The sequence below is a fragment of the Niallia sp. FSL W8-0177 genome (assembly GCF_038006285.1).
GTDB lineage: Bacteria > Bacillota > Bacilli > Bacillales > Cytobacillaceae > Niallia > Niallia circulans_A.
The window spans coordinates 4861001-4884305 of record NZ_JBBOUX010000001.1 but is presented as its reverse complement, the minus strand read 5'-3'; the positions used below and the strand labels follow the sequence as shown (position 1 = coordinate 4884305).

Sequence of the window (23305 nt, the reverse complement as noted above, 5' to 3'; positions counted from 1 at the left end):
GTTTATCCTCCGATTTTTTCTTTCTGTACCTTCCATATGTGCGTATTCTCGATTTCATCCAAAGCCATTTCAACAGAAGAACGAAGCAAGGTAGCATGCCCCATCTTTCTATTTTCTTTAGGATCCTGTTTTCCATAAAGATGGATCTTCCAATCCTGTAATTCAGGAATTTGTTCGATTATCTTTTCTTGATGCTGACCGAGAATATTAACCATAACAGTAGGTCTTAATAATCTAGTGCTTGCTAACGGCCAATTGCACACCGCACGGATATGCTGCTCAAACTGTGAAGTCTCGCATGCCTCAATTGTATAATGCCCAGAGTTATGTGGTCTAGGTGCCAACTCATTAATATAAATCTCTTCATCCTCGGTCAGGAACATTTCTACTGCTAATGTTCCTACCAAATTTAGATTTTCAGCAAGCTTACTTGCCTTTTCAATCGCTAAGTCCTTTGCTAAGTCACTAATGCGAGCTGGAACAATTGATTCATGCAAAATATTATTAAGATGAATATTTTCACTAACTGGAAAAACAGTAGCTTCTCCCTTTCCACTTCTAGTGATAATAACTGATATTTCCTTATTAAAAGAAATCCATTTTTCTAATACACAGACTCCATTATTCAAAAGCTTTTCCGCTTCTGCTATTTGGCTGCTTTCTTTAATAACATATTGGCCTTTTCCATCATAACCTCCACGGGCCGTTTTTAAAACAGCTGGATAGCCTAATTCTGCTAATCCATTATAAATATCCCTAGCTTTTTCTACGACAACATATGGAGCTATATTAATACCAGCTTGTTCGATTGCTTTTTTTTCCTTCACCCGATCTTGCGTTATTTCTAATAAAGCTGAACCCTGAGGAACATACGCATTATTCGTTAGCCATTCGAGACAAACAGCATCTATATTTTCAAATTCATACGTAATGACATCACTAATCTCTGCTAGCTTCTTAATAGCAGATAGACTATCATATGCATCTACTATTTTATAGTCAGCTATCTGCCCACAAGGAGAGTCTTCAGTCGGATCTAATACAGCAATTCTAAACCCTTGTGCTTTTGCCGCAATTGCCATCATCCTCCCTAGCTGACCGCCACCTATAATGCCAATCGTCTGCCCAGGTAAGATTACTCGATTAGACAAGCTCATCACTACTTTCCATCACTTCTTTTTTTGTTCTTTCTCTCATGGAAAAAAGTCTTTCTGCTATTTCTAAGTCTGAGGCACCAAGGATTTGGGCTGCAAGAAGTCCAGCATTAGTTGCCCCAGCTTTTCCAATTGCTACAGTAGCTACAGGAACTCCTCCAGGCATTTGTACAATTGACAATAATGAATCCAGCCCATTTAGAGCTCTTGATTGAACAGGAACTCCTATAACAGGCAAAGTTGTCTTAGCTGCAACCATCCCTGGAAGATGTGCTGCTCCTCCTGCTCCCGCAATAATTACTTTAATTCCTCTATCTCTCGCGCTTTCAGCATATTCAAACATTAAGTCAGGAGTACGATGAGCAGAGACTACTTTTTTCTCGTAATCTACTTCCAGTTGATCTAATATGCTACAAGCATGCTTCATTGTCTCCCAATCTGATTTACTCCCCATGATAATACCAACTGATGCGGTCATGCTCTCCCCCCTGATTCCAATTTAAAAAGCCCTAGACAGAAAACTTCTACACTAAAAGAGAGAAAGTATCTGTCCAGAGCTTAAATAAACCTGAATAAAGTAGGTTTCTACTTTTTTCAGCTCTTTTTCATTCACTTTCCCTCATAGTCCAGTATTTTACGGTTACCGGGTAGAAACTTATGGGCCATATTCCCATTATTATATGAGGGCTATTTAATTAAACAATTATTTCGTTTATCTGTTAGTTAACACTATACCATCTTAACAAGCATATTTATATATTGTCAACACTAAATGTCGAACAATTAATATAGTTTTATTTTTATTGTTCGTGATTTAACCTTCTAATTGGATAGCTTCAAAGATTATTTGCTGTGACACAGGCTCATAAGACATTTGACCATTTACCTTTACTTCTTTAAAAACAGGCTTTTCCATCCGCTTTATTGGCATATAGCCTTCCTGTTTCATTCTGTCTAAACAGTCATCAATCGACTCATTTGTTTGCACTTCAAATCTTTTTTTCTTACTCATTAAATAACTTTCCTTTCTTAACACTTTTCACCCAGAACCCGCCATATATTGTTTTTGGCTCATATGCAATTATAAATGCTTTTGGGTCTAATTCTTTAATTGTTTGATATAATTTTAATTCATATTTTCGAGGAGTCAATATCTGCAAAGCCATACGGTCGCCTTCTAATCCTTGTGCAGTCCACGTTGTTACTCCATATCCCTGTGTTCTTAATGATTTCGGTAAATCTCGATCATATTCCTTTGTAATAACATTTACTGTTATATATCCTAAAGCCAGTTTTTCCTCTATCTTCATCCCTACAATGACTCCTATTCCATAACCAATAGCGTAGGCAACCAAGTTTTGAATTTGATCTAAATTATCTAAAACCAGCCCTAATCCAATAACATAAATGACTACCTCAATCATACTGATGAAGGCAGCTAAGTATCTTTGTCCCTTTAAAGTTAAAATCATTCGTATCGTAAAAAAAGAAACATAAACAATATTAATTACAAGAATAATCAATATCATTGTAACACTATTTTCAAGCATATACTTTCTCACTCCCAGATGTATTAATCATTCCTATATTATACTTATAATTACCTATTTAGAGAGAAGTAAACAATCTTCCCTCTACATACAGAAGACAGATAAATCAGAAAAAAGATTAAATAATAGAAGAAAGTAGAATTTTTTCATTTTCATATCTAATTCAACTTTGACAAATTAATCCCTAAAATCAGATTTATGATTCGGATAATATTTAGTATAGAAAAAAGACCTAAAAGCATATGCTCTTAGGTCTTTTAGTGCCTGGCAACGTCCTACTCTCACAGGGAGAGAACCCCCAACTACCATCGGCGCTGAGAAGCTTAACTTCCGTGTTCGGTATGGGAACGGGTGTGACCTTCTCGCTATCGCCACCAGACTATTTAATTTTTGAGGTTATTCCCTCAAAACTAGATTATGAAGTAAAAGAAAGAAATGAGTAATCATTATTGTCCAGCTCCAACGCCGATAAACAGGCGTTTCCGCTTTTCATTTTAGTTAAGTCCTCGATCTATTAGTATCAGTCAGCTCCACATGTCGCCACGCTTCCACCTCTGACCTATCAACCTGATCATCTTTCAGGGATCTTACTAGCTTGCGCTATGGGAAATCTCATCTTGAGGGGGGCTTCATGCTTAGATGCTTTCAGCACTTATCCCTTCCGCACATAGCTACCCAGCGATGCCTTTGGCAAGACAACTGGTACACCAGCGGTGCGTCCATCCCGGTCCTCTCGTACTAAGGACAGCTCCTCTCAAATTTCCTACGCCCACGACGGATAGGGACCGAACTGTCTCACGACGTTCTGAACCCAGCTCGCGTACCGCTTTAATGGGCGAACAGCCCAACCCTTGGGACCGACTACAGCCCCAGGATGCGATGAGCCGACATCGAGGTGCCAAACCTCCCCGTCGATGTGGACTCTTGGGGGAGATAAGCCTGTTATCCCCGGGGTAGCTTTTATCCGTTGAGCGATGGCCCTTCCATGCGGAACCACCGGATCACTAAGCCCGACTTTCGTCCCTGCTCGACTTGTAGGTCTCGCAGTCAAGCTCCCTTGTGCCTTTACACTCTACGAATGATTTCCAACCATTCTGAGGGAACCTTTGGGCGCCTCCGTTACTTTTTAGGAGGCGACCGCCCCAGTCAAACTGCCCACCTGACACTGTCTCCCACCCCGATCAGGGGTGCGGGTTAGAATGTCAATACAGCCAGGGTAGTATCCCACCAATGCCTCCACCGAAGCTAGCGCTCCGGCTTCCAAGGCTCCTACCTATCCTGTACAAGCTGTACCAAAATTCAATATCAGGCTGCAGTAAAGCTCCACGGGGTCTTTCCGTCCTGTCGCGGGTAACCTGCATCTTCACAGGTACTATAATTTCACCGAGTCTCTCGTTGAGACAGTGCCCAGATCGTTACACCTTTCGTGCGGGTCGGAACTTACCCGACAAGGAATTTCGCTACCTTAGGACCGTTATAGTTACGGCCGCCGTTTACTGGGGCTTCAATTCAGAGCTTCGCACTAACGTGCTAACCCCTCCTCTTAACCTTCCAGCACCGGGCAGGTGTCAGCCCCTATACTTCGCCTTGCGGCTTCGCAGAGACCTGTGTTTTTGCTAAACAGTCGCCTGGGCCTATTCACTGCGGCTCTCGCAGGCTTGCACCCGCAAGAGCACCCCTTCTCCCGAAGTTACGGGGTCATTTTGCCGAGTTCCTTAACGAGAGTTCTCTCGCTCACCTTAGGATTCTCTCCTCGCCTACCTGTGTCGGTTTGCGGTACGGGCACCCTAAATCTCGCTAGAGGCTTTTCTTGGCAGTGTGGAATCAGGAACTTCGGTACTATATTTCCCTCGCCGTCACAGCTCCGCTTATGTGGTAATGGGATTTGCCTCATTACCAGCCTAACTGCTTGGACGTGCTAATCCAACAGCACGCTTACCCTATCCTCCTGCGTCCCCCCATTGCTCAAACGATTTAAAGGTGGTACAGGAATATCAACCTGTTGTCCATCGCCTACGCTTTTCAGCCTCGGCTTAGGTCCCGACTAACCCTGAGCGGACGAGCCTTCCTCAGGAAACCTTAGGCATTCGGTGGATGAGATTCTCACTCATCTTTCGCTACTCATACCGGCATTCTCACTTCTAAGCGCTCCACCAGTCCTTACGGTCTAGCTTCAACGCCCTTAGAACGCTCTCCTACCACTGACATCAAAGATGTCAATCCACAGCTTCGGTGATACGTTTAGCCCCGGTACATTTTCGGCGCAGAGTCACTCGACCAGTGAGCTATTACGCACTCTTTAAATGGTGGCTGCTTCTAAGCCAACATCCTGGTTGTCTAAGCAACTCCACATCCTTTTCCACTTAACGTATACTTTGGGACCTTAGCTGGTGGTCTGGGCTGTTTCCCTCTTGACCACGGATCTTATCACTCGTAGTCTGACTCCCAAGAATAAGTATTTGGCATTCGGAGTTTGTCTGAATTCGGTAACCCGATGGGGGCCCCTAGTCCAAACAGTGCTCTACCTCCAATACTCTAAATCTTGAGGCTAGCCCTAAAGCTATTTCGGAGAGAACCAGCTATCTCCAAGTTCGATTGGAATTTCTCCGCTACCCACACCTCATCCCCGCACTTTTCAACGTGCGTGGGTTCGGGCCTCCATCCAGTGTTACCTGGACTTCACCCTGGACATGGGTAGATCACCTGGTTTCGGGTCTACAACCACATACTATTTCGCCCTATTCAGACTCGCTTTCGCTGCGGCTCCGTCTCTTCAACTTAACCTCGCATGTAATCGTAACTCGCCGGTTCATTCTACAAAAGGCACGCTATCACCCATAAAAGGGCTCTAACTACTTGTAGGCACACGGTTTCAGGATCTATTTCACTCCCCTTCCGGGGTGCTTTTCACCTTTCCCTCACGGTACTGGTTCACTATCGGTCACTAGGGAGTATTTAGCCTTGGGAGATGGTCCTCCCTGCTTCCGACGGGATTTCTCGTGTCCCGCCGTACTCAGGATACACTCAAGAGGGAACGAAGTTTCGACTACAGGGTTTTTACCTTCTACGACTGACCTTTCCAGATCGATTCGTCTACCCCGTTCCTTTGTAACTCCATATAGAGTGTCCTACAACCCCAAGAGGCAAGCCTCTTGGTTTGGGCTAATCCCGTTTCGCTCGCCGCTACTCAGGGAATCGCGTTTGCTTTCTCTTCCTCCGGGTACTTAGATGTTTCAGTTCCCCGGGTCTGCCTTCAGTACCCTATGTATTCAGGTAAAGATTCTATCCCATTACGGATAGAGGGTTTCCCCATTCGGAAATCTCTGGATCAAAGCTTACTTACAGCTCCCCAAAGCATATCGGTGTTAATCCCGTCCTTCATCGGCTCCTAGTGCCAAGGCATCCACCGTGCGCCCTTTCTAACTTAACTTAGTTTCGACCAAAGATAAGCGGCGTATCTCTTCGTCAGCTTCTTCACTCTGCTCCTCACGTACTGTCGTACGCTCTGGTGCTCGTTCGGTCGCTTCCTTGACCTACTTGCTTCTCTTTGCTCTCCAATCTTTGAAGGAGTATTCGTTTAATACGACTACTTTCCAAAGAAGTAATTCTCTAAAATAGAGAATCTAAGATGGCGATTACTCGGTTTCTTTCTTGGTTCTTACTATTCATAATCTAGTTTTCAAGGAACAATCAGGCTTATTAAGCCTTTCATTTTGAGGAATTGCTCCCTCAAAACTGAACAATCAAATCGTCAACAATCTTTGATGGAATGTAAATTCCATTTTCCTTAGAAAGGAGGTGATCCAGCCGCACCTTCCGATACGGCTACCTTGTTACGACTTCACCCCAATCATCTATCCCACCTTAGGCGGCTGGCTCCAAAAGGTTACCCCACCGACTTCGGGTGTTACAAACTCTCGTGGTGTGACGGGCGGTGTGTACAAGGCCCGGGAACGTATTCACCGCGGCATGCTGATCCGCGATTACTAGCGATTCCAGCTTCATGTAGGCGAGTTGCAGCCTACAATCCGAACTGAGAATGGTTTTATGGGATTTGCTCGACCTCGCGGTTTTGCTGCCCTTTGTACCATCCATTGTAGCACGTGTGTAGCCCAGGTCATAAGGGGCATGATGATTTGACGTCATCCCCACCTTCCTCCGGTTTGTCACCGGCAGTCACCTTAGAGTGCCCAACTGAATGCTGGCAACTAAGATCAAGGGTTGCGCTCGTTGCGGGACTTAACCCAACATCTCACGACACGAGCTGACGACAACCATGCACCACCTGTCACTCTGTCCCCCGAAGGGGAACGTCCTATCTCTAGGAGTGTCAGAGGATGTCAAGACCTGGTAAGGTTCTTCGCGTTGCTTCGAATTAAACCACATGCTCCACCGCTTGTGCGGGCCCCCGTCAATTCCTTTGAGTTTCAGCCTTGCGGCCGTACTCCCCAGGCGGAGTGCTTAATGCGTTTGCTGCAGCACTAAAGGGCGGAAACCCTCTAACACTTAGCACTCATCGTTTACGGCGTGGACTACCAGGGTATCTAATCCTGTTTGCTCCCCACGCTTTCGCGCCTCAGCGTCAGTTACAGACCAAAGAGTCGCCTTCGCCACTGGTGTTCCTCCACATCTCTACGCATTTCACCGCTACACGTGGAATTCCACTCTTCTCTTCTGCACTCAAGTCCCCCAGTTTCCAATGACCCTCCACGGTTGAGCCGTGGGCTTTCACATCAGACTTAAAGGACCGCCTGCGCGCGCTTTACGCCCAATAATTCCGGACAACGCTTGCCACCTACGTATTACCGCGGCTGCTGGCACGTAGTTAGCCGTGGCTTTCTGGTTAGGTACCGTCAAGGTACAAGCAGTTACTCTTGTACTTGTTCTTCCCTAACAACAGAGTTTTACGATCCGAAAACCTTCATCACTCACGCGGCGTTGCTCCGTCAGACTTTCGTCCATTGCGGAAGATTCCCTACTGCTGCCTCCCGTAGGAGTCTGGGCCGTGTCTCAGTCCCAGTGTGGCCGATCACCCTCTCAGGTCGGCTACGCATCGTTGCCTTGGTGAGCCGTTACCTCACCAACTAGCTAATGCGCCGCGGGCCCATCTGTAAGTGACAGCGTAAACCGTCTTTCAGCTTTTCCTCATGAGAGGAAAAGGATTATCCGGTATTAGCTCCGGTTTCCCGAAGTTATCCCAGTCTTACAGGCAGGTTGCCCACGTGTTACTCACCCGTCCGCCGCTAACTTTAAAAGCAAGCTTTTAAAGTCCGCTCGACTTGCATGTATTAGGCACGCCGCCAGCGTTCGTCCTGAGCCAGGATCAAACTCTCCAATAAAGAGTTGATTAGCTCATTGCTAAACTCTAGCTTTTTGTTACTTTTTTGTTTTATAACGCTAGTTATAAAACGATTATTGTTGACGTTTGTTTGTTCAGTTTTCAAAGAGCAATTTATCGTTGCTATCAGATGCAACTTTTATATATTATCACATTTAATAGTTACTAGTCAATAACTTTCTTAAAAACTTTTAACTATTAAATTATCAATTATCGTTACCGTTCGAGGCAACTTTTATATAATACCAATTATTTATTTAATCGTCAACTGTTTTTTATTTTAAATTCCAGCATATATATACTTTCCTTAAGCACTCTTTTTTTATTACTCCCATTTGATAAAAGATACTAATCACTTAAATTTTCAATAAACCTCTAACAAACTATTGAGTACAGCAGGAAATCACGATTACCTATTAATTTACATAAGGAATATTTCCATTCTTTGATTATTATAGTCTTATCTTACAACAATCTATAGGGCACTTTGAATACTCATCGCCAACCTCTATTGTCTTCTCCCAAAAAACCATAATAGTTTTTTCTCGTTTCTTTCTATTGAAATTTTTATCATCGTCCTTATACTTGCGAAAAGGAATTAACCCAAGGATATTCTTTTGGTTCATTTTTATTTTCCCCACTATATTAACTTTCACATGAGAAAAAAGCGTTATTTTGTTCCATACAAAAATCCGTATTTAATTTCCAAAACCCGAAAGATACTTCAATGTCCCTTTTGAAAATAAATTATATGGTACAATATGGATGGAGTTAAGTTAGACTAAAGATATACTAACTAGAAAGCGAGAGATACAATGGAAACTAGTTTAGAAAACCAAATAAAAATTACTGTAAATAGAAATAAGTTTTCAGGAACCATTCTTATCAAAAAAGCAGAAAATAATTTATTTTCTGCAAGTTATGGTTATGCAAATCGTAGCGATAACATAAAAAACACTATAGATACACGCTTCGGCATTGCATCAGGATGTAAATTATTTACGTCAATCGCTATTTGCCAACTTGTCGAGAAAGGTAAACTATCTTTCGAATCAAAATTAGAAGATTGTCTTCCTATTACCTTTCCAAATTTTAATAAAAATATTACAATTCATCACCTTTTAACACACACAGCTGGAATACCAGACTATTTCGACGAGGAAATAATGGATGATTTCGAGGAGTTGTGGATAGACCTTCCCATGTATCATATAAGAAAGTTAACCGATTTTTTGCCTCTTTTTCAGAATAAACCCATGAAATCAAATGCTGGGGAAAAATTTCATTATAATAATGCTGGATATATTTTACTTGGATTGGTCATCGAGGAAGTAAGTAAAATGTCATTTACTGATTTTATCGAAGAAAATATTTTTAAAAAAGTCGGAATGCAAAACTCTGGTTATTATGAATTAGATGCTCTTCCAAAAAACACTGCTTTAGGTTATATCGATTTGCCGAACAATAAATGGAGAACAAATATTTACTCATTGCCTGCAAAAGGTGGTGCAGATGGAGGCGCATTTGTAACTGCACTTGATATGTCAAGTTTATGGAATGCACTTCTAACTAATCAATTATTAAGTGATGAATATACTTCCAAGTTACTTACTCCATTTATTCAAACAAAGAAATCAACCGGATTTTATGGTTATGGGTTATGGATAGAGAAAAAGGAAAATGCTATTTTTAAATATCATATTATGGGTTACGATCCTGGAGTTAATTTTCATTCTGCCTTTTACCCCAAATCACAAATTCATACTGTTATCTGTTCAAACAAATCTGAAGGTGCGTTTGAAGTTTCGAAAGTCATTGAAGATCAACTAATAATAAAAATGGAATAAGTATCTATCCCTTACAATAACTAAACAAAAGCACTTATCCACATAAAAAGACCTAAAGGCAATATGCTTTTAGGTCTTTTTGCGCCTGGCGACGTCCTACTCTCACAGGGGGAGAACCCCCAACTACCATCGGCGCTGAGAAGCTTAACTTCCGTGTTCGGTATGGGAACGGGTGTGACCTTCTCGCTATCGCCACCAGACTATTTAATTTTTGAGGTTATTCCCTCAAAACTAGATTATGAAGTAAAAGAAAGAACAAGTAATCTTTCTTAGCTTACGCTAAGATTATTTTAGTTAAGTCCTCGATCTATTAGTATCAGTCAGCTCCACATGTCGCCATGCTTCCACCTCTGACCTATCAACCTGATCATCTTTCAGGGATCTTACTAGCTTACGCTATGGGAAATCTCATCTTGAGGGGGGCTTCATGCTTAGATGCTTTCAGCACTTATCCCTTCCGCACATAGCTACCCAGCGATGCCTTTGGCAAGACAACTGGTACACCAGCGGTGCGTCCATCCCGGTCCTCTCGTACTAAGGACAGCTCCTCTCAAATTTCCTACGCCCACGACGGATAGGGACCGAACTGTCTCACGACGTTCTGAACCCAGCTCGCGTACCGCTTTAATGGGCGAACAGCCCAACCCTTGGGACCGACTACAGCCCCAGGATGCGATGAGCCGACATCGAGGTGCCAAACCTCCCCGTCGATGTGGACTCTTGGGGGAGATAAGCCTGTTATCCCCGGGGTAGCTTTTATCCGTTGAGCGATGGCCCTTCCATGCGGAACCACCGGATCACTAAGCCCGACTTTCGTCCCTGCTCGACTTGTAGGTCTCGCAGTCAAGCTCCCTTGTGCCTTTACACTCTACGAATGATTTCCAACCATTCTGAGGGAACCTTTGGGCGCCTCCGTTACTTTTTAGGAGGCGACCGCCCCAGTCAAACTGCCCACCTGACACTGTCTCCCACCCCGATCAGGGGTGCGGGTTAGAATGTCAATACAGCCAGGGTAGTATCCCACCAATGCCTCCACCGAAGCTAGCGCTCCGGCTTCCAAGGCTCCTACCTATCCTGTACAAGCTGTACCAAAATTCAATATCAGGCTGCAGTAAAGCTCCACGGGGTCTTTCCGTCCTGTCGCGGGTAACCTGCATCTTCACAGGTACTATAATTTCACCGAGTCTCTCGTTGAGACAGTGCCCAGATCGTTACACCTTTCGTGCGGGTCGGAACTTACCCGACAAGGAATTTCGCTACCTTAGGACCGTTATAGTTACGGCCGCCGTTTACTGGGGCTTCAATTCAGAGCTTCGCACTAACGTGCTAACCCCTCCTCTTAACCTTCCAGCACCGGGCAGGTGTCAGCCCCTATACTTCGCCTTGCGGCTTCGCAGAGACCTGTGTTTTTGCTAAACAGTCGCCTGGGCCTATTCACTGCGGCTCTCGCAGGCTTGCACCCGCAAGAGCACCCCTTCTCCCGAAGTTACGGGGTCATTTTGCCGAGTTCCTTAACGAGAGTTCTCTCGCTCACCTTAGGATTCTCTCCTCGCCTACCTGTGTCGGTTTGCGGTACGGGCACCCTAAATCTCGCTAGAGGCTTTTCTTGGCAGTGTGGAATCAGGAACTTCGGTACTATATTTCCCTCGCCGTCACAGCTCCGCTTATGTGGTAATGGGATTTGCCTCATTACCAGCCTAACTGCTTGGACGTGCTAATCCAACAGCACGCTTACCCTATCCTCCTGCGTCCCCCCATTGCTCAAACGATTTAAAGGTGGTACAGGAATATCAACCTGTTGTCCATCGCCTACGCTTTTCAGCCTCGGCTTAGGTCCCGACTAACCCTGAGCGGACGAGCCTTCCTCAGGAAACCTTAGGCATTCGGTGGATGAGATTCTCACTCATCTTTCGCTACTCATACCGGCATTCTCACTTCTAAGCGCTCCACCAGTCCTTACGGTCTAGCTTCAACGCCCTTAGAACGCTCTCCTACCACTGACATCAAAGATGTCAATCCACAGCTTCGGTGATACGTTTAGCCCCGGTACATTTTCGGCGCAGAGTCACTCGACCAGTGAGCTATTACGCACTCTTTAAATGGTGGCTGCTTCTAAGCCAACATCCTGGTTGTCTAAGCAACTCCACATCCTTTTCCACTTAACGTATACTTTGGGACCTTAGCTGGTGGTCTGGGCTGTTTCCCTCTTGACCACGGATCTTATCACTCGTAGTCTGACTCCCAAGAATAAGTATTTGGCATTCGGAGTTTGTCTGAATTCGGTAACCCGATGGGGGCCCCTAGTCCAAACAGTGCTCTACCTCCAATACTCTAAATCTTGAGGCTAGCCCTAAAGCTATTTCGGAGAGAACCAGCTATCTCCAAGTTCGATTGGAATTTCTCCGCTACCCACACCTCATCCCCGCACTTTTCAACGTGCGTGGGTTCGGGCCTCCATCCAGTGTTACCTGGACTTCACCCTGGACATGGGTAGATCACCTGGTTTCGGGTCTACAACCACATACTATTTCGCCCTATTCAGACTCGCTTTCGCTGCGGCTCCGTCTCTTCAACTTAACCTCGCATGTAATCGTAACTCGCCGGTTCATTCTACAAAAGGCACGCTATCACCCATAAAAGGGCTCTAACTACTTGTAGGCACACGGTTTCAGGATCTATTTCACTCCCCTTCCGGGGTGCTTTTCACCTTTCCCTCACGGTACTGGTTCACTATCGGTCACTAGGGAGTATTTAGCCTTGGGAGATGGTCCTCCCTGCTTCCGACGGGATTTCTCGTGTCCCGCCGTACTCAGGATACACTCAAGAGGGAACGAAGTTTCGACTACAGGGTTTTTACCTTCTACGACTGACCTTTCCAGATCGATTCGTCTACCCCGTTCCTTTGTAACTCCATATAGAGTGTCCTACAACCCCAAGAGGCAAGCCTCTTGGTTTGGGCTAATCCCGTTTCGCTCGCCGCTACTCAGGGAATCGCGTTTGCTTTCTCTTCCTCCGGGTACTTAGATGTTTCAGTTCCCCGGGTCTGCCTTCAGTACCCTATGTATTCAGGTAAAGATTCTATCCCATTACGGATAGAGGGTTTCCCCATTCGGAAATCTCTGGATCAAAGCTTACTTACAGCTCCCCAAAGCATATCGGTGTTAATCCCGTCCTTCATCGGCTCCTAGTGCCAAGGCATCCACCGTGCGCCCTTTCTAACTTAACTTAGTTTCGACCAAAGATAAGCGGCGTATCTCTTCGTCAGCTTCTTCACTCTGCTCCTCACGTACTGTCGTACGCTCTGGTGCTCGTTCGGTCGCTTCCTTGACCTACTTGCTTCTCTTTGCTCTCCAATCTTTGAAGGAGTATTCGTTTAATACGACTACTTTCCAAAGAAGTAATTCTCTAAAATAGAGAATCTAAGATGGCGATTACTCGGTTTCTTTCTTGGTTCTTACTATTCATAATCTAGTTTTCAAGGAACAATTTCGGCTAAAGATAAACTTCGCATCTCTTCGTCAGCTTCTTCGCTCTGCTCCTCACGTACTGTCGTACGCTCCGGTGCTCGCGCATTCGCTTCCTTGATCTACTTGTTTCTCTTTACCCTCAAACTTATTACTGTTTTGAGGAATTAATTGCTCCCTCAAAACTGAACAATCAAATCGTCAACAATCTTTGATGGAATGTAAATTCCATTTTCCTTAGAAAGGAGGTGATCCAGCCGCACCTTCCGATACGGCTACCTTGTTACGACTTCACCCCAATCATCTATCCCACCTTAGGCGGCTGGCTCCAAAAGGTTACCCCACCGACTTCGGGTGTTACAAACTCTCGTGGTGTGACGGGCGGTGTGTACAAGGCCCGGGAACGTATTCACCGCGGCATGCTGATCCGCGATTACTAGCGATTCCAGCTTCATGTAGGCGAGTTGCAGCCTACAATCCGAACTGAGAATGGTTTTATGGGATTTGCTCGACCTCGCGGTTTTGCTGCCCTTTGTACCATCCATTGTAGCACGTGTGTAGCCCAGGTCATAAGGGGCATGATGATTTGACGTCATCCCCACCTTCCTCCGGTTTGTCACCGGCAGTCACCTTAGAGTGCCCAACTGAATGCTGGCAACTAAGATCAAGGGTTGCGCTCGTTGCGGGACTTAACCCAACATCTCACGACACGAGCTGACGACAACCATGCACCACCTGTCACTCTGTCCCCCGAAGGGGAACGTCCTATCTCTAGGAGTGTCAGAGGATGTCAAGACCTGGTAAGGTTCTTCGCGTTGCTTCGAATTAAACCACATGCTCCACCGCTTGTGCGGGCCCCCGTCAATTCCTTTGAGTTTCAGCCTTGCGGCCGTACTCCCCAGGCGGAGTGCTTAATGCGTTTGCTGCAGCACTAAAGGGCGGAAACCCTCTAACACTTAGCACTCATCGTTTACGGCGTGGACTACCAGGGTATCTAATCCTGTTTGCTCCCCACGCTTTCGCGCCTCAGCGTCAGTTACAGACCAAAGAGTCGCCTTCGCCACTGGTGTTCCTCCACATCTCTACGCATTTCACCGCTACACGTGGAATTCCACTCTTCTCTTCTGCACTCAAGTCCCCCAGTTTCCAATGACCCTCCACGGTTGAGCCGTGGGCTTTCACATCAGACTTAAAGGACCGCCTGCGCGCGCTTTACGCCCAATAATTCCGGACAACGCTTGCCACCTACGTATTACCGCGGCTGCTGGCACGTAGTTAGCCGTGGCTTTCTGGTTAGGTACCGTCAAGGTACAAGCAGTTACTCTTGTACTTGTTCTTCCCTAACAACAGAGTTTTACGATCCGAAAACCTTCATCACTCACGCGGCGTTGCTCCGTCAGACTTTCGTCCATTGCGGAAGATTCCCTACTGCTGCCTCCCGTAGGAGTCTGGGCCGTGTCTCAGTCCCAGTGTGGCCGATCACCCTCTCAGGTCGGCTACGCATCGTTGCCTTGGTGAGCCGTTACCTCACCAACTAGCTAATGCGCCGCGGGCCCATCTGTAAGTGACAGCGTAAACCGTCTTTCAGCTTTTCCTCATGAGAGAAAAAGGATTATCCGGTATTAGCTCCGGTTTCCCGAAGTTATCCCAGTCTTACAGGCAGGTTGCCCACGTGTTACTCACCCGTCCGCCGCTAACTTTAAAAGCAAGCTTTTAAAGTCCGCTCGACTTGCATGTATTAGGCACGCCGCCAGCGTTCGTCCTGAGCCAGGATCAAACTCTCCAATAAAGAGTTGATTAGCTCATTGCTAAACTCTAGCTTTTTGTTACTTTTTGTTCTATAACGCTAGTTATAAAACGATTATTGTTGACGTTTGTTTGTTCAGTTTTCAAAGAGCAATTTATCGTTGCTATCAGAAGCAACTTTTATATCATATCAACCTTTGCTAAATAAGTCAATTACTTTTTTAATATAATTTTTATTTTACTATCAACTTAAATGAATCAATAGCATTAGCAAAGCTGTTTTCATATAATATCAACTTTTCATAGTTTAGTCAATAATAAATATAAATAAATACTAAAAAAATAAAAACCACCCGCGATCCTAGCATCTCGCTCTCTCTTAAGCATCTTCGAATATTATTATTCCAAAAGAATAAAACCTAAACTAAATGATTATTTCTAACATCATACCTCTCGTTAAAAAACTTCATTATAATATAGAAAAAACTCGATCAAGAGACCGAGTTTTTTCTATATATTCTATTACTTAGTAATAGTTATTACGCCTTCCTCTTTAAGTTCTACATTACCACGTTTATTAATTTGTACAGCTTCACCCTCAGCTAAGTTCGTAAACACAACAGGAGTAATTGTTGCTGTTGCATTTTCCTTAATGTAGTCAAGGTTTACTTTCAATAAAGGCTGTCCTTGTTTCACTTGATCATTTTCAGTCACAAGTGTTTCAAAACCTTCCCCTTTCAATTTAACTGTATCAATACCAAAGTGAATTAAAATTTCACGACCGTTGTCAGCCAAAATTCCAAGAGCATGTTTCGTTGGGAATAAGTTAACGATTTTTCCGTCAACTGGAGAAACAACTGTTCCTTCAGAAGGAATAATCGCAAAACCATCTCCCATCATTTTGCCTGCAAATACTGCATCTGGTACATCTGTAATAGGAACCAATTCTCCTTTAATAGGAGCAACAAATGAATCTTCACTTGTTATATTGCTTTGCATAGCACTTGGATTTACCTCTTCAATTTGCTCTTGTACTTCTTTATCCATAGATGGTTGTGCAGCAGGACGTGGTCTTTTCCCACTCATAATATCTCTCATCTGACCTTTAATCGTTTCTGAACGAGGACCAAAGATAGCTTGAATATTATTCCCTACTTCAAGCACTCCAGCAGCACCGAGTTTTTTCAAACGATCTTTATCAACAGACTTAATATCATTAACAGATACACGAAGACGAGTGATACACGCATCTAAATGGGCAATATTGTTTTGTCCACCCATTGCTTCTAACACATCGTACGGAAGATCGCTAGTTGCTCCTGTTGAACTACTGTCACTTTCTTCTGTCTCGTCTTCTCTACCAGGTGTTTTAAGATTGAACTTACGAATCGCAAAACGGAAACCAAAATAATAAATAACCGCGAACACTAAACCTACTGGAATAATAATCCATGCATTTGTTTGCGGATTAATTAAACCGAATAACACATAATCGATTAAACCACCAGAGAATGTCATTCCTACTTTTACATTTAATAAATGCATTGTCATAAAGGATAAACCTGCAAAAACAGCATGAATCCCAAACAATATTGGAGCTACAAACAAGAATGAGAATTCCAGTGGTTCTGTAATACCAGTTAAGAAAGAAGTTAATGCTGCAGATCCCATTAATCCACCAACAATTGCCTTTTTCTCTGGACGTGCTTCATGATAAATTGCAAGAGCTGCTGCAGGTAACCCGAACATCATAAATGGGAATTTACCAACCATAAATGTACCTGCCGTTAAATTTTGAACTCCATCTTTAATTTGGCTCATAAAGATAGCTTGGTCACCTTTTACAATTGTTCCTGCTTTCGTAGTATAACTACCAAATTCGAACCAGAAAGGAGAATAGAAGATATGGTGTAAACCAAATGGAATTAATGATCTTTCAATTAAACCAAAAATAAATGCTGATAAAGTTAAATTAGCACCCAACATGTTCTCAGAGAAAACATTTAATCCATGTTGTATTGGCGGCCAAATAATAATCATGATCAAGCCTAAAATAACAGCACTTGCAGCTGTCGCAATTGGAACAAATCGTTTTCCAGCAAAGAATCCTAAATAGGATGGTAACTCAATTTCAAAGAAACGATTATACATCGAGGCAGCAACAATACCAACAATAATGCCACCAAACACACCAGTTTGAAGAGTAGGTATCCCTAAAACAGCTGCATATTCTGTACTGCCTTTTAAGTCCTTCGCATCAATGCCTAGAACAGTACCCATTGTAACATTCATAATAAGGAATCCAATAATAGCCGCTAAACCAGCAACCCCTTCACCGCCAGCTAGACCAACGGCAACTCCGACAGCAAATAGTAAGGAAAGGTTACCAAATATAATGTTCCCTGCATCCTCCATTACAGATGCAACCATCTCTACCCCACTATTATTTAAAAACGGCGCAATATCTACAAGTGTTGGGTTTTGCAGTGCATTACCAAAGGCAAGCAAGATACCGGCAGCCGGAAGAATAGCTACTGGGAGCATAAGTGCTTTACCGACTTTCTGTAAAACACCAAAAATCTTTTTAAACATTTCATAATCCTCCTAAGTTATTTTTCGGCTCAAAAAGCTTTCTCAATCAAGAGTAAAAAAACAAAAAAGGCATGAGTAAAGAGAGATTGAAAAAAACCTTCAAGGGTAGGTTACCCTAAAACATTTAACTCAACCATCTTTTTCACTCATGCCTGATCGAATCAGTAACACGTTGATAAGATAATACCTATTTAATTTTTTTCTGAAGTCTTTGTAAATGCATTGTCAGATATACCGCTTCTGCGTCAAAGACTGGCCTTTTAAGTACTTGTTTCATTACTTTTATGAGCTTCCACGCAAGATTATAGCATAGGGGATACTCATTCTTCAATAGCAATGTTATTTTTTCTGGTTCTTCTACTTTTTCTCCTGTATTGACCCGTTCAATCGCAAAACGCAAATGTCTAACAAGGCGCATATAATCGATGCTATCTTTATCAATTTTCGTTTCTAGTTGATCTTCTATTAAATTCACTAGATGTGTGACTAACTGTGAATGCCGATTAACTTCTGATAAATTTTTGTTCATCATGGCACTATGAATATGCAAAGCAATGAAACCGATTTCACCTACTGGTAATTGAAGTCCTGATTGTTCTCCGATTAATTTTACAACCTCTTCAGCTATTGAATACTCAAACGGGTACAACGCCTTTGTTTCAATCAAAAATGGATTATTTAATACTAGTCCGTTCGAAACTCTGGAGGAAGCGAACATAATGTGATCTGTTAACGCTATATGAATATGCTCGTTCAACTTTGCATTTGTCTTGTTTTTAATCAATTCAATAGATGATACTATTACATCTAATAAATCATTATCCACTTGTGGAAGAAGCTTTAAATAATTGCTCTGCTCCTTTTCATCCTTTAAGACAAATAACTTTTCCACAACACTAATATCAATATAATCCCCGCTTTTCTGATTAAAGCCTATACCTTTTCCTATAAGCACTACTTCTCCATAGGTTGGATGGTCTCCAATGAGCACATTATTATTCAGCGCTTTCTTTATTAGTAAATTAGGCATACTTATTTCCCCACTTCGACAGACATCTCGGTAACTCAATGTTATTAAAGTCTTTATAGTAAGTCAACGAAAAAATGAGAAAAAGGATACCCAAAAATGGATATCCTCATCCTACTAAGAAAATATACTCTCTTAAACTCATAAAATCTCACACTATTTTTATTTCCAAATCCCTTTCTACTATTGCAAGAAGATAAAGTACAATGCAAAGATAACAAAGAATACGTACATAATTGGATTAATTTCTTTGATACGACCTTTAACAATCATTACGATTGGATAGAAAATAAATCCTACCGCTATACCTGTTGCAATACTGTATGTTAAAGGCATCGCAACAATAGTAAGGAAGGCCGGCACAGCCACTTCAAACTTTGTCCAATCAATTTTACCTAGGGACGAAACCATCAAAATACCTACTACTACTAAAGCTGGTGTTGTAACTGCTGATGTGACTACTTCCAATAGCGGGAAGAAGAACAAGGATAGCAAGAAGAATCCTGCTGTCACTACTGCCGCAAACCCAGTACGAGCACCAGCCGCTACACCTGCTGAAGACTCTATAAAGGAAGTTGTGGTAGATGTACCGAATATAGAACCTACCATAGATGCAATAGAATCTGCGAATAATGCTTTTCCTGCTCTTGGTAATTTATTCTCTTTCATAAGTCCTGCTTGATTAGCAACCGCAACTAATGTGCCCGCATTATCAAAGAAGTCTACAAATAAAAATGTTAAAACGACCACTAACATGCTCTGTGTATAAAATCCTGGATCACCAAGCGCAGAGAATAGCGCTCCAAATGTTGGTTTAATGCTTGGCACAGCAGATACCACAGCAGAAGGAGTATTAATTACACCGAAAATCATGCCGACTACTGCTGTAATGATCATTCCATAGAATACACCGCCATGAATCCCTCTAACCATAAGAATAATAGTAATGAAAATACCAAATATCGCTAGCAATGTACTTGGATTGGTTAAATCACCAATATGGACAAGTGTCGCTGAGTTATCAACAATAATTTTAGAATTTTGCAATCCGATAAACGTTATAAATAGCCCTATACCTGCGCCAACCGCAAGCTTTAACTCTACTGGAATAGCATTAATTAATTTCTCACGAAGCCCAGAGATTGTTAACAATAAGAAAAATACACTTGAAATAAATACTGCTGCTAACGCATATTCCCATGGATGTCCCTGTGTTAAAACAACGGTATAAGCAAAATATGCATTTAACCCTAATCCTGGTGCTAAAGAAATAGGATAATTAGCGAAAATACCCATAATAAGAGAACCCACAGCAGCAGCAAGAGCTGTTGCAACAAACACTGCTCCATAGTCCATACGCAGCGCATCAGGAAGATCAGCTACATCCCCTAATGATAATGTAAATGGATTTACCGCTAAAATATAAGCCATCGCAAGGAATGTAGTGAAACCACCTAAAAACTCTTTGCGGTAATTTGTGCCTAGTTCTTCAAATTTGAAAAACTTCTTCATTAATCTTTCCCCTCTCATAATGCTTTAATTATCTACTAAAACAAAAAAACACTCCTACGATTAAGGAGCGTTGACTAAGGGTTTGTGTTATATAGGAAGGGCAAATTACTTAATAAAATAAAAATGATTTCATTACGATTCCCTATATATACACTTACCTCGTAGTCAAGCTATTTACGGTAGCTCGGTAGAAACTTTCGGGCCGTATTCCCCGATATTATACGAGTAAAATCTTTTTCAGTTGTAAATTCAGTTTATCAGCTTGACGAATACTCGTCAATACAAAAAGCGAACAATTATAATTAAAAATTAATAATCGTTCGCTTTCTAACAAATATTTATTTATTTATTTATTTATTTATACTTGCGTGGGCAATGGCTAAGCGAGCAGCAGGAATACGATATGGCGAACAAGAAACATAGTCGATACCAATATTCCGGAAGAAAGCTATCGATTTAGGATCTCCGCCAACCTCTCCACAAATACCAATCATCAAGTTTTCTTTAGTCTGTCGTGCTTTCATTACTGCTAATTTAATTAATTCCCCTACTCCATTTTGATCGAGAGTTTGAAAAGGATCATTCGTCATAACATTTTTCTCTTTATATGAATTAATAAATTTCCCAATATCATCTCTAGAAAAGCCATATGTCATTTGTGTAAGATCATTTGTACCAAAACTAAAAAAATCGGCTTCTTGAGCAAGTTGATCGGCTATTATACAGGCACGTGGTAATTCAATCATTGTTCCGATTTCATACGGAAAAGGCTCCATTTGATGATTAACAAAGATATTTTCAATTGTTTCTTTTAAAAATGCCTTCACATAGGCCAGTTCTTCTTTTTCTGCCACAAGCGGAATCATAATTTCAGGAAAGACAGTATAGCCTTCTTTTGTTAACTGGATTGCGCTATGGAAGATAGCCCTTACTTGCATCTGATAAATTTGTGGTTCAGTTATTCCTAGACGACAGCCACGATGGCCTAACATTGGGTTCGTTTCTTGCAGCCTCTTAATTTGTTCTTCAACAATCGATGGATGTTTATTTAACTTTGCCGCTAACTGTTTCATCTCATTTAGGTCACGAGGCAGAAATTCATGCATAGGCGGATCTAATAAGCGAATGACCATTCGTTTATCTTCAACAACTTGAAACATCTGGTAAAAATCTTCTTGTTGGAAGGCCTGCAATTTGTCTAATGCATCTCTGATTTCTTCTTTATTCTCCGCTAATATCAAACGGCGCATTTCCAGCACTCGTTCTTCACCAAAAAACATATGCTCCGTTCTCGCTAATCCTATACCAGTTGCTCCAAACTCAATAGCCGTTTTTAAATCGTGAACTGTCTCAGCATTCGCACGTACTTGTAAATCAGCATATGCATCAGCCCAAGAAAGAAGAAGCTGTAAATTCTGGTCGTTTTCCGCTGTAACAGTAGGGACTTCGCCCAAGTACAATTTACCAGCAGTACCATCTACAGAGAGAAGGTCGCCTTCAGTCAAAATCCTTTCTCCACATGTAATTGTTTTCAATTCTTCATTGACAGTTAATCCTTCACATCCTGTTATACAGCAAGTTCCCATTCCTCGGGCAACAACTGCTGCATGCGAAGTCATTCCTCCTCGACTTGTAACGATAGCCTCGCTGACAACCATTCCCTCAATATCTTCGGGTGAAGTTTCTTGTCGCACAAGAATTACTTTCTGGCCAAGAGCATGACATTCTTTTGCTTTTTCCGAAGTAAAAACAATGGCACCAGTAGCTGCGCCAGGACTGGCCGGTAAACCCTCTGCCAGTAATTCGACGTTTTGAATAGCCTGTGGATCAAATATAGGATGGATCAACTGATCAATCGTTCCAGGTGAAATACGTAATAAAGCTTCACTCTTTGTAATTAATCCTTCCTTAACTAAATCTACTGCAATTTGCAGTGTCGCTTTAGCCGTCCTCTTTCCGTTTCTTGTCTGCAGAATAAATAATTCCCCTTTTTCAATCGTGAATTCAATATCTTGCATATCTTTATAATGCTGTTCCAGTATATTGGCATATCTTTTAAAATCTGCATATGCTTTCGGAAGGATTTGTTGTAATGATTCGATAGATTCTGGTGTACGGATACCCGCTACCACATCTTCCCCTTGAGCATTTAGCAGAAATTCACCAAACAATTTATTTTCGCCAGTGGAGGGATTCCTTGTAAACACAACACCTGTACCGCTTTCATTTCCGCTATTCCCAAAAACCATTGATTGAATATTTACTGCTGTTCCTAAATGATGAGGAATTTCATGTAATTCACGATAAACCTTTGCTCGATGATTATTCCATGATTTAAAAACAGCTTTAGTAGCTTCAAATAATTGATCTATTGGATTTTGTGGAAAAACCCTATTGTTTTCCATATATAGCTCTTTAAAAGACTCGATTAATTGCAAATGGTCCTTTTCTTGAAATTCTGCAACTGTTTTACTAAGTTGTTTTTCCATTTTTCGGAGTCGTATATTAAATTTATCCTTATGTATGCCATAAACTACATCACCAAACATTTGCAATAATCTTCGATAACAATCAAATGCAAAATCTATACTAGTTAATTGAGCTAAAGATTGAACTCGTAGATCATTTAATCCTAAGTTAAGAATCGTATCCATCATACCTGGCATAGAAAATGCTGCACCACTTCTTACAGAAACTAATAAAATATTTTCCTCGCCTGTAAAGGATTTTTTCGTCTCTGTCTCCAATTTTATAACCGCTTCCAAAATATCCTCTTTTAACCAGCTTTCAAAAAAAGAAGGTTCTCCCAGATACTTCATGCAGCTTTCCGTTGTGATCGTAAATCCTGCTGGCACCGGTAACCCTAAACGAGTCATTTCAGCTAAATTTGCCCCTTTGCCGCCTAATAATCCTTTATCTTCACTACTTCCTTCCTCGAAAAAATAAATCAACTTTGCCATCGTCTACCTCCATATTTTAAATATGTATCACATTAACTTTATTTACACTTTAATATGATACATATATAGTTGTCAATATTAAAAATAACACACATATTAAAGTTGAATAATTAAA

The 23305-nt window shown here is 42.1% G+C and carries 9 protein-coding genes, 6 rRNA genes and 2 riboswitches; of the genes, 1 reads left to right on the top strand and 14 read right to left on the bottom strand.

The window, feature by feature from the left end; translation table 11 throughout:
* Nucleotides 1-2 precede the first annotated feature (2 nt).
* The 7 genes from purK to NST77_RS23820 all read right to left on the bottom strand — a co-directional run bounded on the left by purK (nucleotide 3) and on the right by NST77_RS23820 (nucleotide 8043).
* Entirely contained in the window at nucleotides 3-1157 is a 1155-nt protein-coding gene (gene purK / locus NST77_RS23850) for a 5-(carboxyamino)imidazole ribonucleotide synthase (protein WP_171509280.1), read from the bottom strand.
* Entirely contained in the window at nucleotides 1144-1632 is a 489-nt protein-coding gene (gene purE, locus NST77_RS23845) for a 5-(carboxyamino)imidazole ribonucleotide mutase (protein WP_095333458.1), read from the bottom strand. Before purE ends, purK begins: the two co-directional genes overlap by 14 nt.
* 124 nt (nucleotides 1633-1756) lie before the next feature.
* Nucleotides 1757-1858, bottom strand: a riboswitch (purine riboswitch).
* 110 nt (nucleotides 1859-1968) lie between these two features.
* The gene (locus tag NST77_RS23840) at nucleotides 1969-2166 is read right to left on the bottom strand and encodes an NETI motif-containing protein (protein WP_047944722.1); all 198 of its coding nucleotides are present in this window, start codon (nucleotides 2164-2166) and stop codon (nucleotides 1969-1971) included.
* Nucleotides 2159-2704, bottom strand: coding sequence for a DUF2179 domain-containing protein (locus NST77_RS23835; protein ID WP_095333460.1), 546 nt, complete (start codon nucleotides 2702-2704; stop codon nucleotides 2159-2161). The genes NST77_RS23840 and NST77_RS23835 overlap by 8 nt, the downstream gene beginning before the upstream one ends.
* A gap of 262 nt (nucleotides 2705-2966) precedes the next feature.
* Nucleotides 2967-3083 (bottom strand): 5S ribosomal RNA (rrf, locus tag NST77_RS23830).
* A 115-nt stretch (nucleotides 3084-3198) separates the two neighbouring features.
* A 23S ribosomal RNA gene (locus NST77_RS23825) occupies nucleotides 3199-6134 on the bottom strand.
* Nucleotides 6135-6495: 361 nt separating this feature from the next.
* Nucleotides 6496-8043, bottom strand: a 16S ribosomal RNA gene (locus NST77_RS23820).
* A gap of 814 nt (nucleotides 8044-8857) precedes the next feature.
* Between NST77_RS23820 and NST77_RS23815 the strand changes: the two genes are divergently transcribed.
* Nucleotides 8858-9889, top strand: coding sequence for a serine hydrolase domain-containing protein (locus NST77_RS23815; RefSeq protein ID WP_123260023.1), 1032 nt, complete (start codon nucleotides 8858-8860; stop codon nucleotides 9887-9889).
* 83 nt (nucleotides 9890-9972) lie between these two features.
* On the opposite strand, the gene rrf (NST77_RS23810) is transcribed toward NST77_RS23815, so the two are convergent.
* From rrf (NST77_RS23810) to ppdK, 7 genes are all read right to left on the bottom strand, one after another.
* Nucleotides 9973-10089: ribosomal RNA gene (gene rrf / locus NST77_RS23810) — 5S ribosomal RNA — on the bottom strand.
* Between the two features lie 90 nt (nucleotides 10090-10179).
* Nucleotides 10180-13115: ribosomal RNA gene (locus NST77_RS23805) — 23S ribosomal RNA — on the bottom strand.
* A gap of 479 nt (nucleotides 13116-13594) precedes the next feature.
* Nucleotides 13595-15142: ribosomal RNA gene (locus NST77_RS23800) — 16S ribosomal RNA — on the bottom strand.
* The 16S, 23S and 5S rRNA genes sit together here, the layout of an rRNA operon.
* A 479-nt stretch (nucleotides 15143-15621) precedes the next feature.
* Complete coding sequence (gene ptsG / locus NST77_RS23795) at nucleotides 15622-17691, bottom strand: glucose-specific PTS transporter subunit IIBC (protein WP_095333068.1); 2070 nt, start codon at nucleotides 17689-17691, stop codon at nucleotides 15622-15624.
* A gap of 187 nt (nucleotides 17692-17878) precedes the next feature.
* The gene (glcT, locus tag NST77_RS23790; protein ID WP_341123671.1) at nucleotides 17879-18721 is read right to left on the bottom strand and encodes a glucose PTS transporter transcription antiterminator GlcT; all 843 of its coding nucleotides are present in this window, start codon (nucleotides 18719-18721) and stop codon (nucleotides 17879-17881) included.
* Nucleotides 18722-18901: 180 nt separating this feature from the next.
* Nucleotides 18902-20230 carry an NCS2 family permease gene (locus NST77_RS23785; RefSeq protein ID WP_095333064.1) on the bottom strand — a complete coding sequence of 443 codons (1329 nt, stop codon included), beginning with the start codon at nucleotides 20228-20230 and terminating at the stop codon, nucleotides 18902-18904.
* 142 nt (nucleotides 20231-20372) lie between these two features.
* Nucleotides 20373-20475: riboswitch (purine riboswitch) on the bottom strand.
* A gap of 105 nt (nucleotides 20476-20580) precedes the next feature.
* Entirely contained in the window at nucleotides 20581-23190 is a 2610-nt protein-coding gene (ppdK, locus tag NST77_RS23780; RefSeq protein WP_123260025.1) for a pyruvate, phosphate dikinase, read from the bottom strand.
* Nucleotides 23191-23305 lie beyond the last annotated feature (115 nt).

Coding starts and splice junctions, on each gene's coding strand:
- purK (WP_171509280.1), bottom strand. CDS start 1,157: ATGAGCTTGTCTAATCGAGTAATCTTACCTGGGCAGACGATTGGCATT.
- purE (WP_095333458.1), bottom strand. CDS start 1,632: ATGACCGCATCAGTTGGTATTATCATGGGGAGTAAATCAGATTGGGAG.
- NST77_RS23840 (WP_047944722.1), bottom strand. CDS start 2,166: ATGAGTAAGAAAAAAAGATTTGAAGTGCAAACAAATGAGTCGATTGAT.
- NST77_RS23835 (WP_095333460.1), bottom strand. CDS start 2,704: ATGCTTGAAAATAGTGTTACAATGATATTGATTATTCTTGTAATTAAT.
- NST77_RS23815 (WP_123260023.1), top strand. CDS start 8,858: ATGGAAACTAGTTTAGAAAACCAAATAAAAATTACTGTAAATAGAAAT.
- ptsG (WP_095333068.1), bottom strand. CDS start 17,691: ATGTTTAAAAAGATTTTTGGTGTTTTACAGAAAGTCGGTAAAGCACTT.
- glcT (WP_341123671.1), bottom strand. CDS start 18,721: ATGCCTAATTTACTAATAAAGAAAGCGCTGAATAATAATGTGCTCATT.
- NST77_RS23785 (WP_095333064.1), bottom strand. CDS start 20,230: ATGAAGAAGTTTTTCAAATTTGAAGAACTAGGCACAAATTACCGCAAA.
- ppdK (WP_123260025.1), bottom strand. CDS start 23,190: ATGGCAAAGTTGATTTATTTTTTCGAGGAAGGAAGTAGTGAAGATAAA.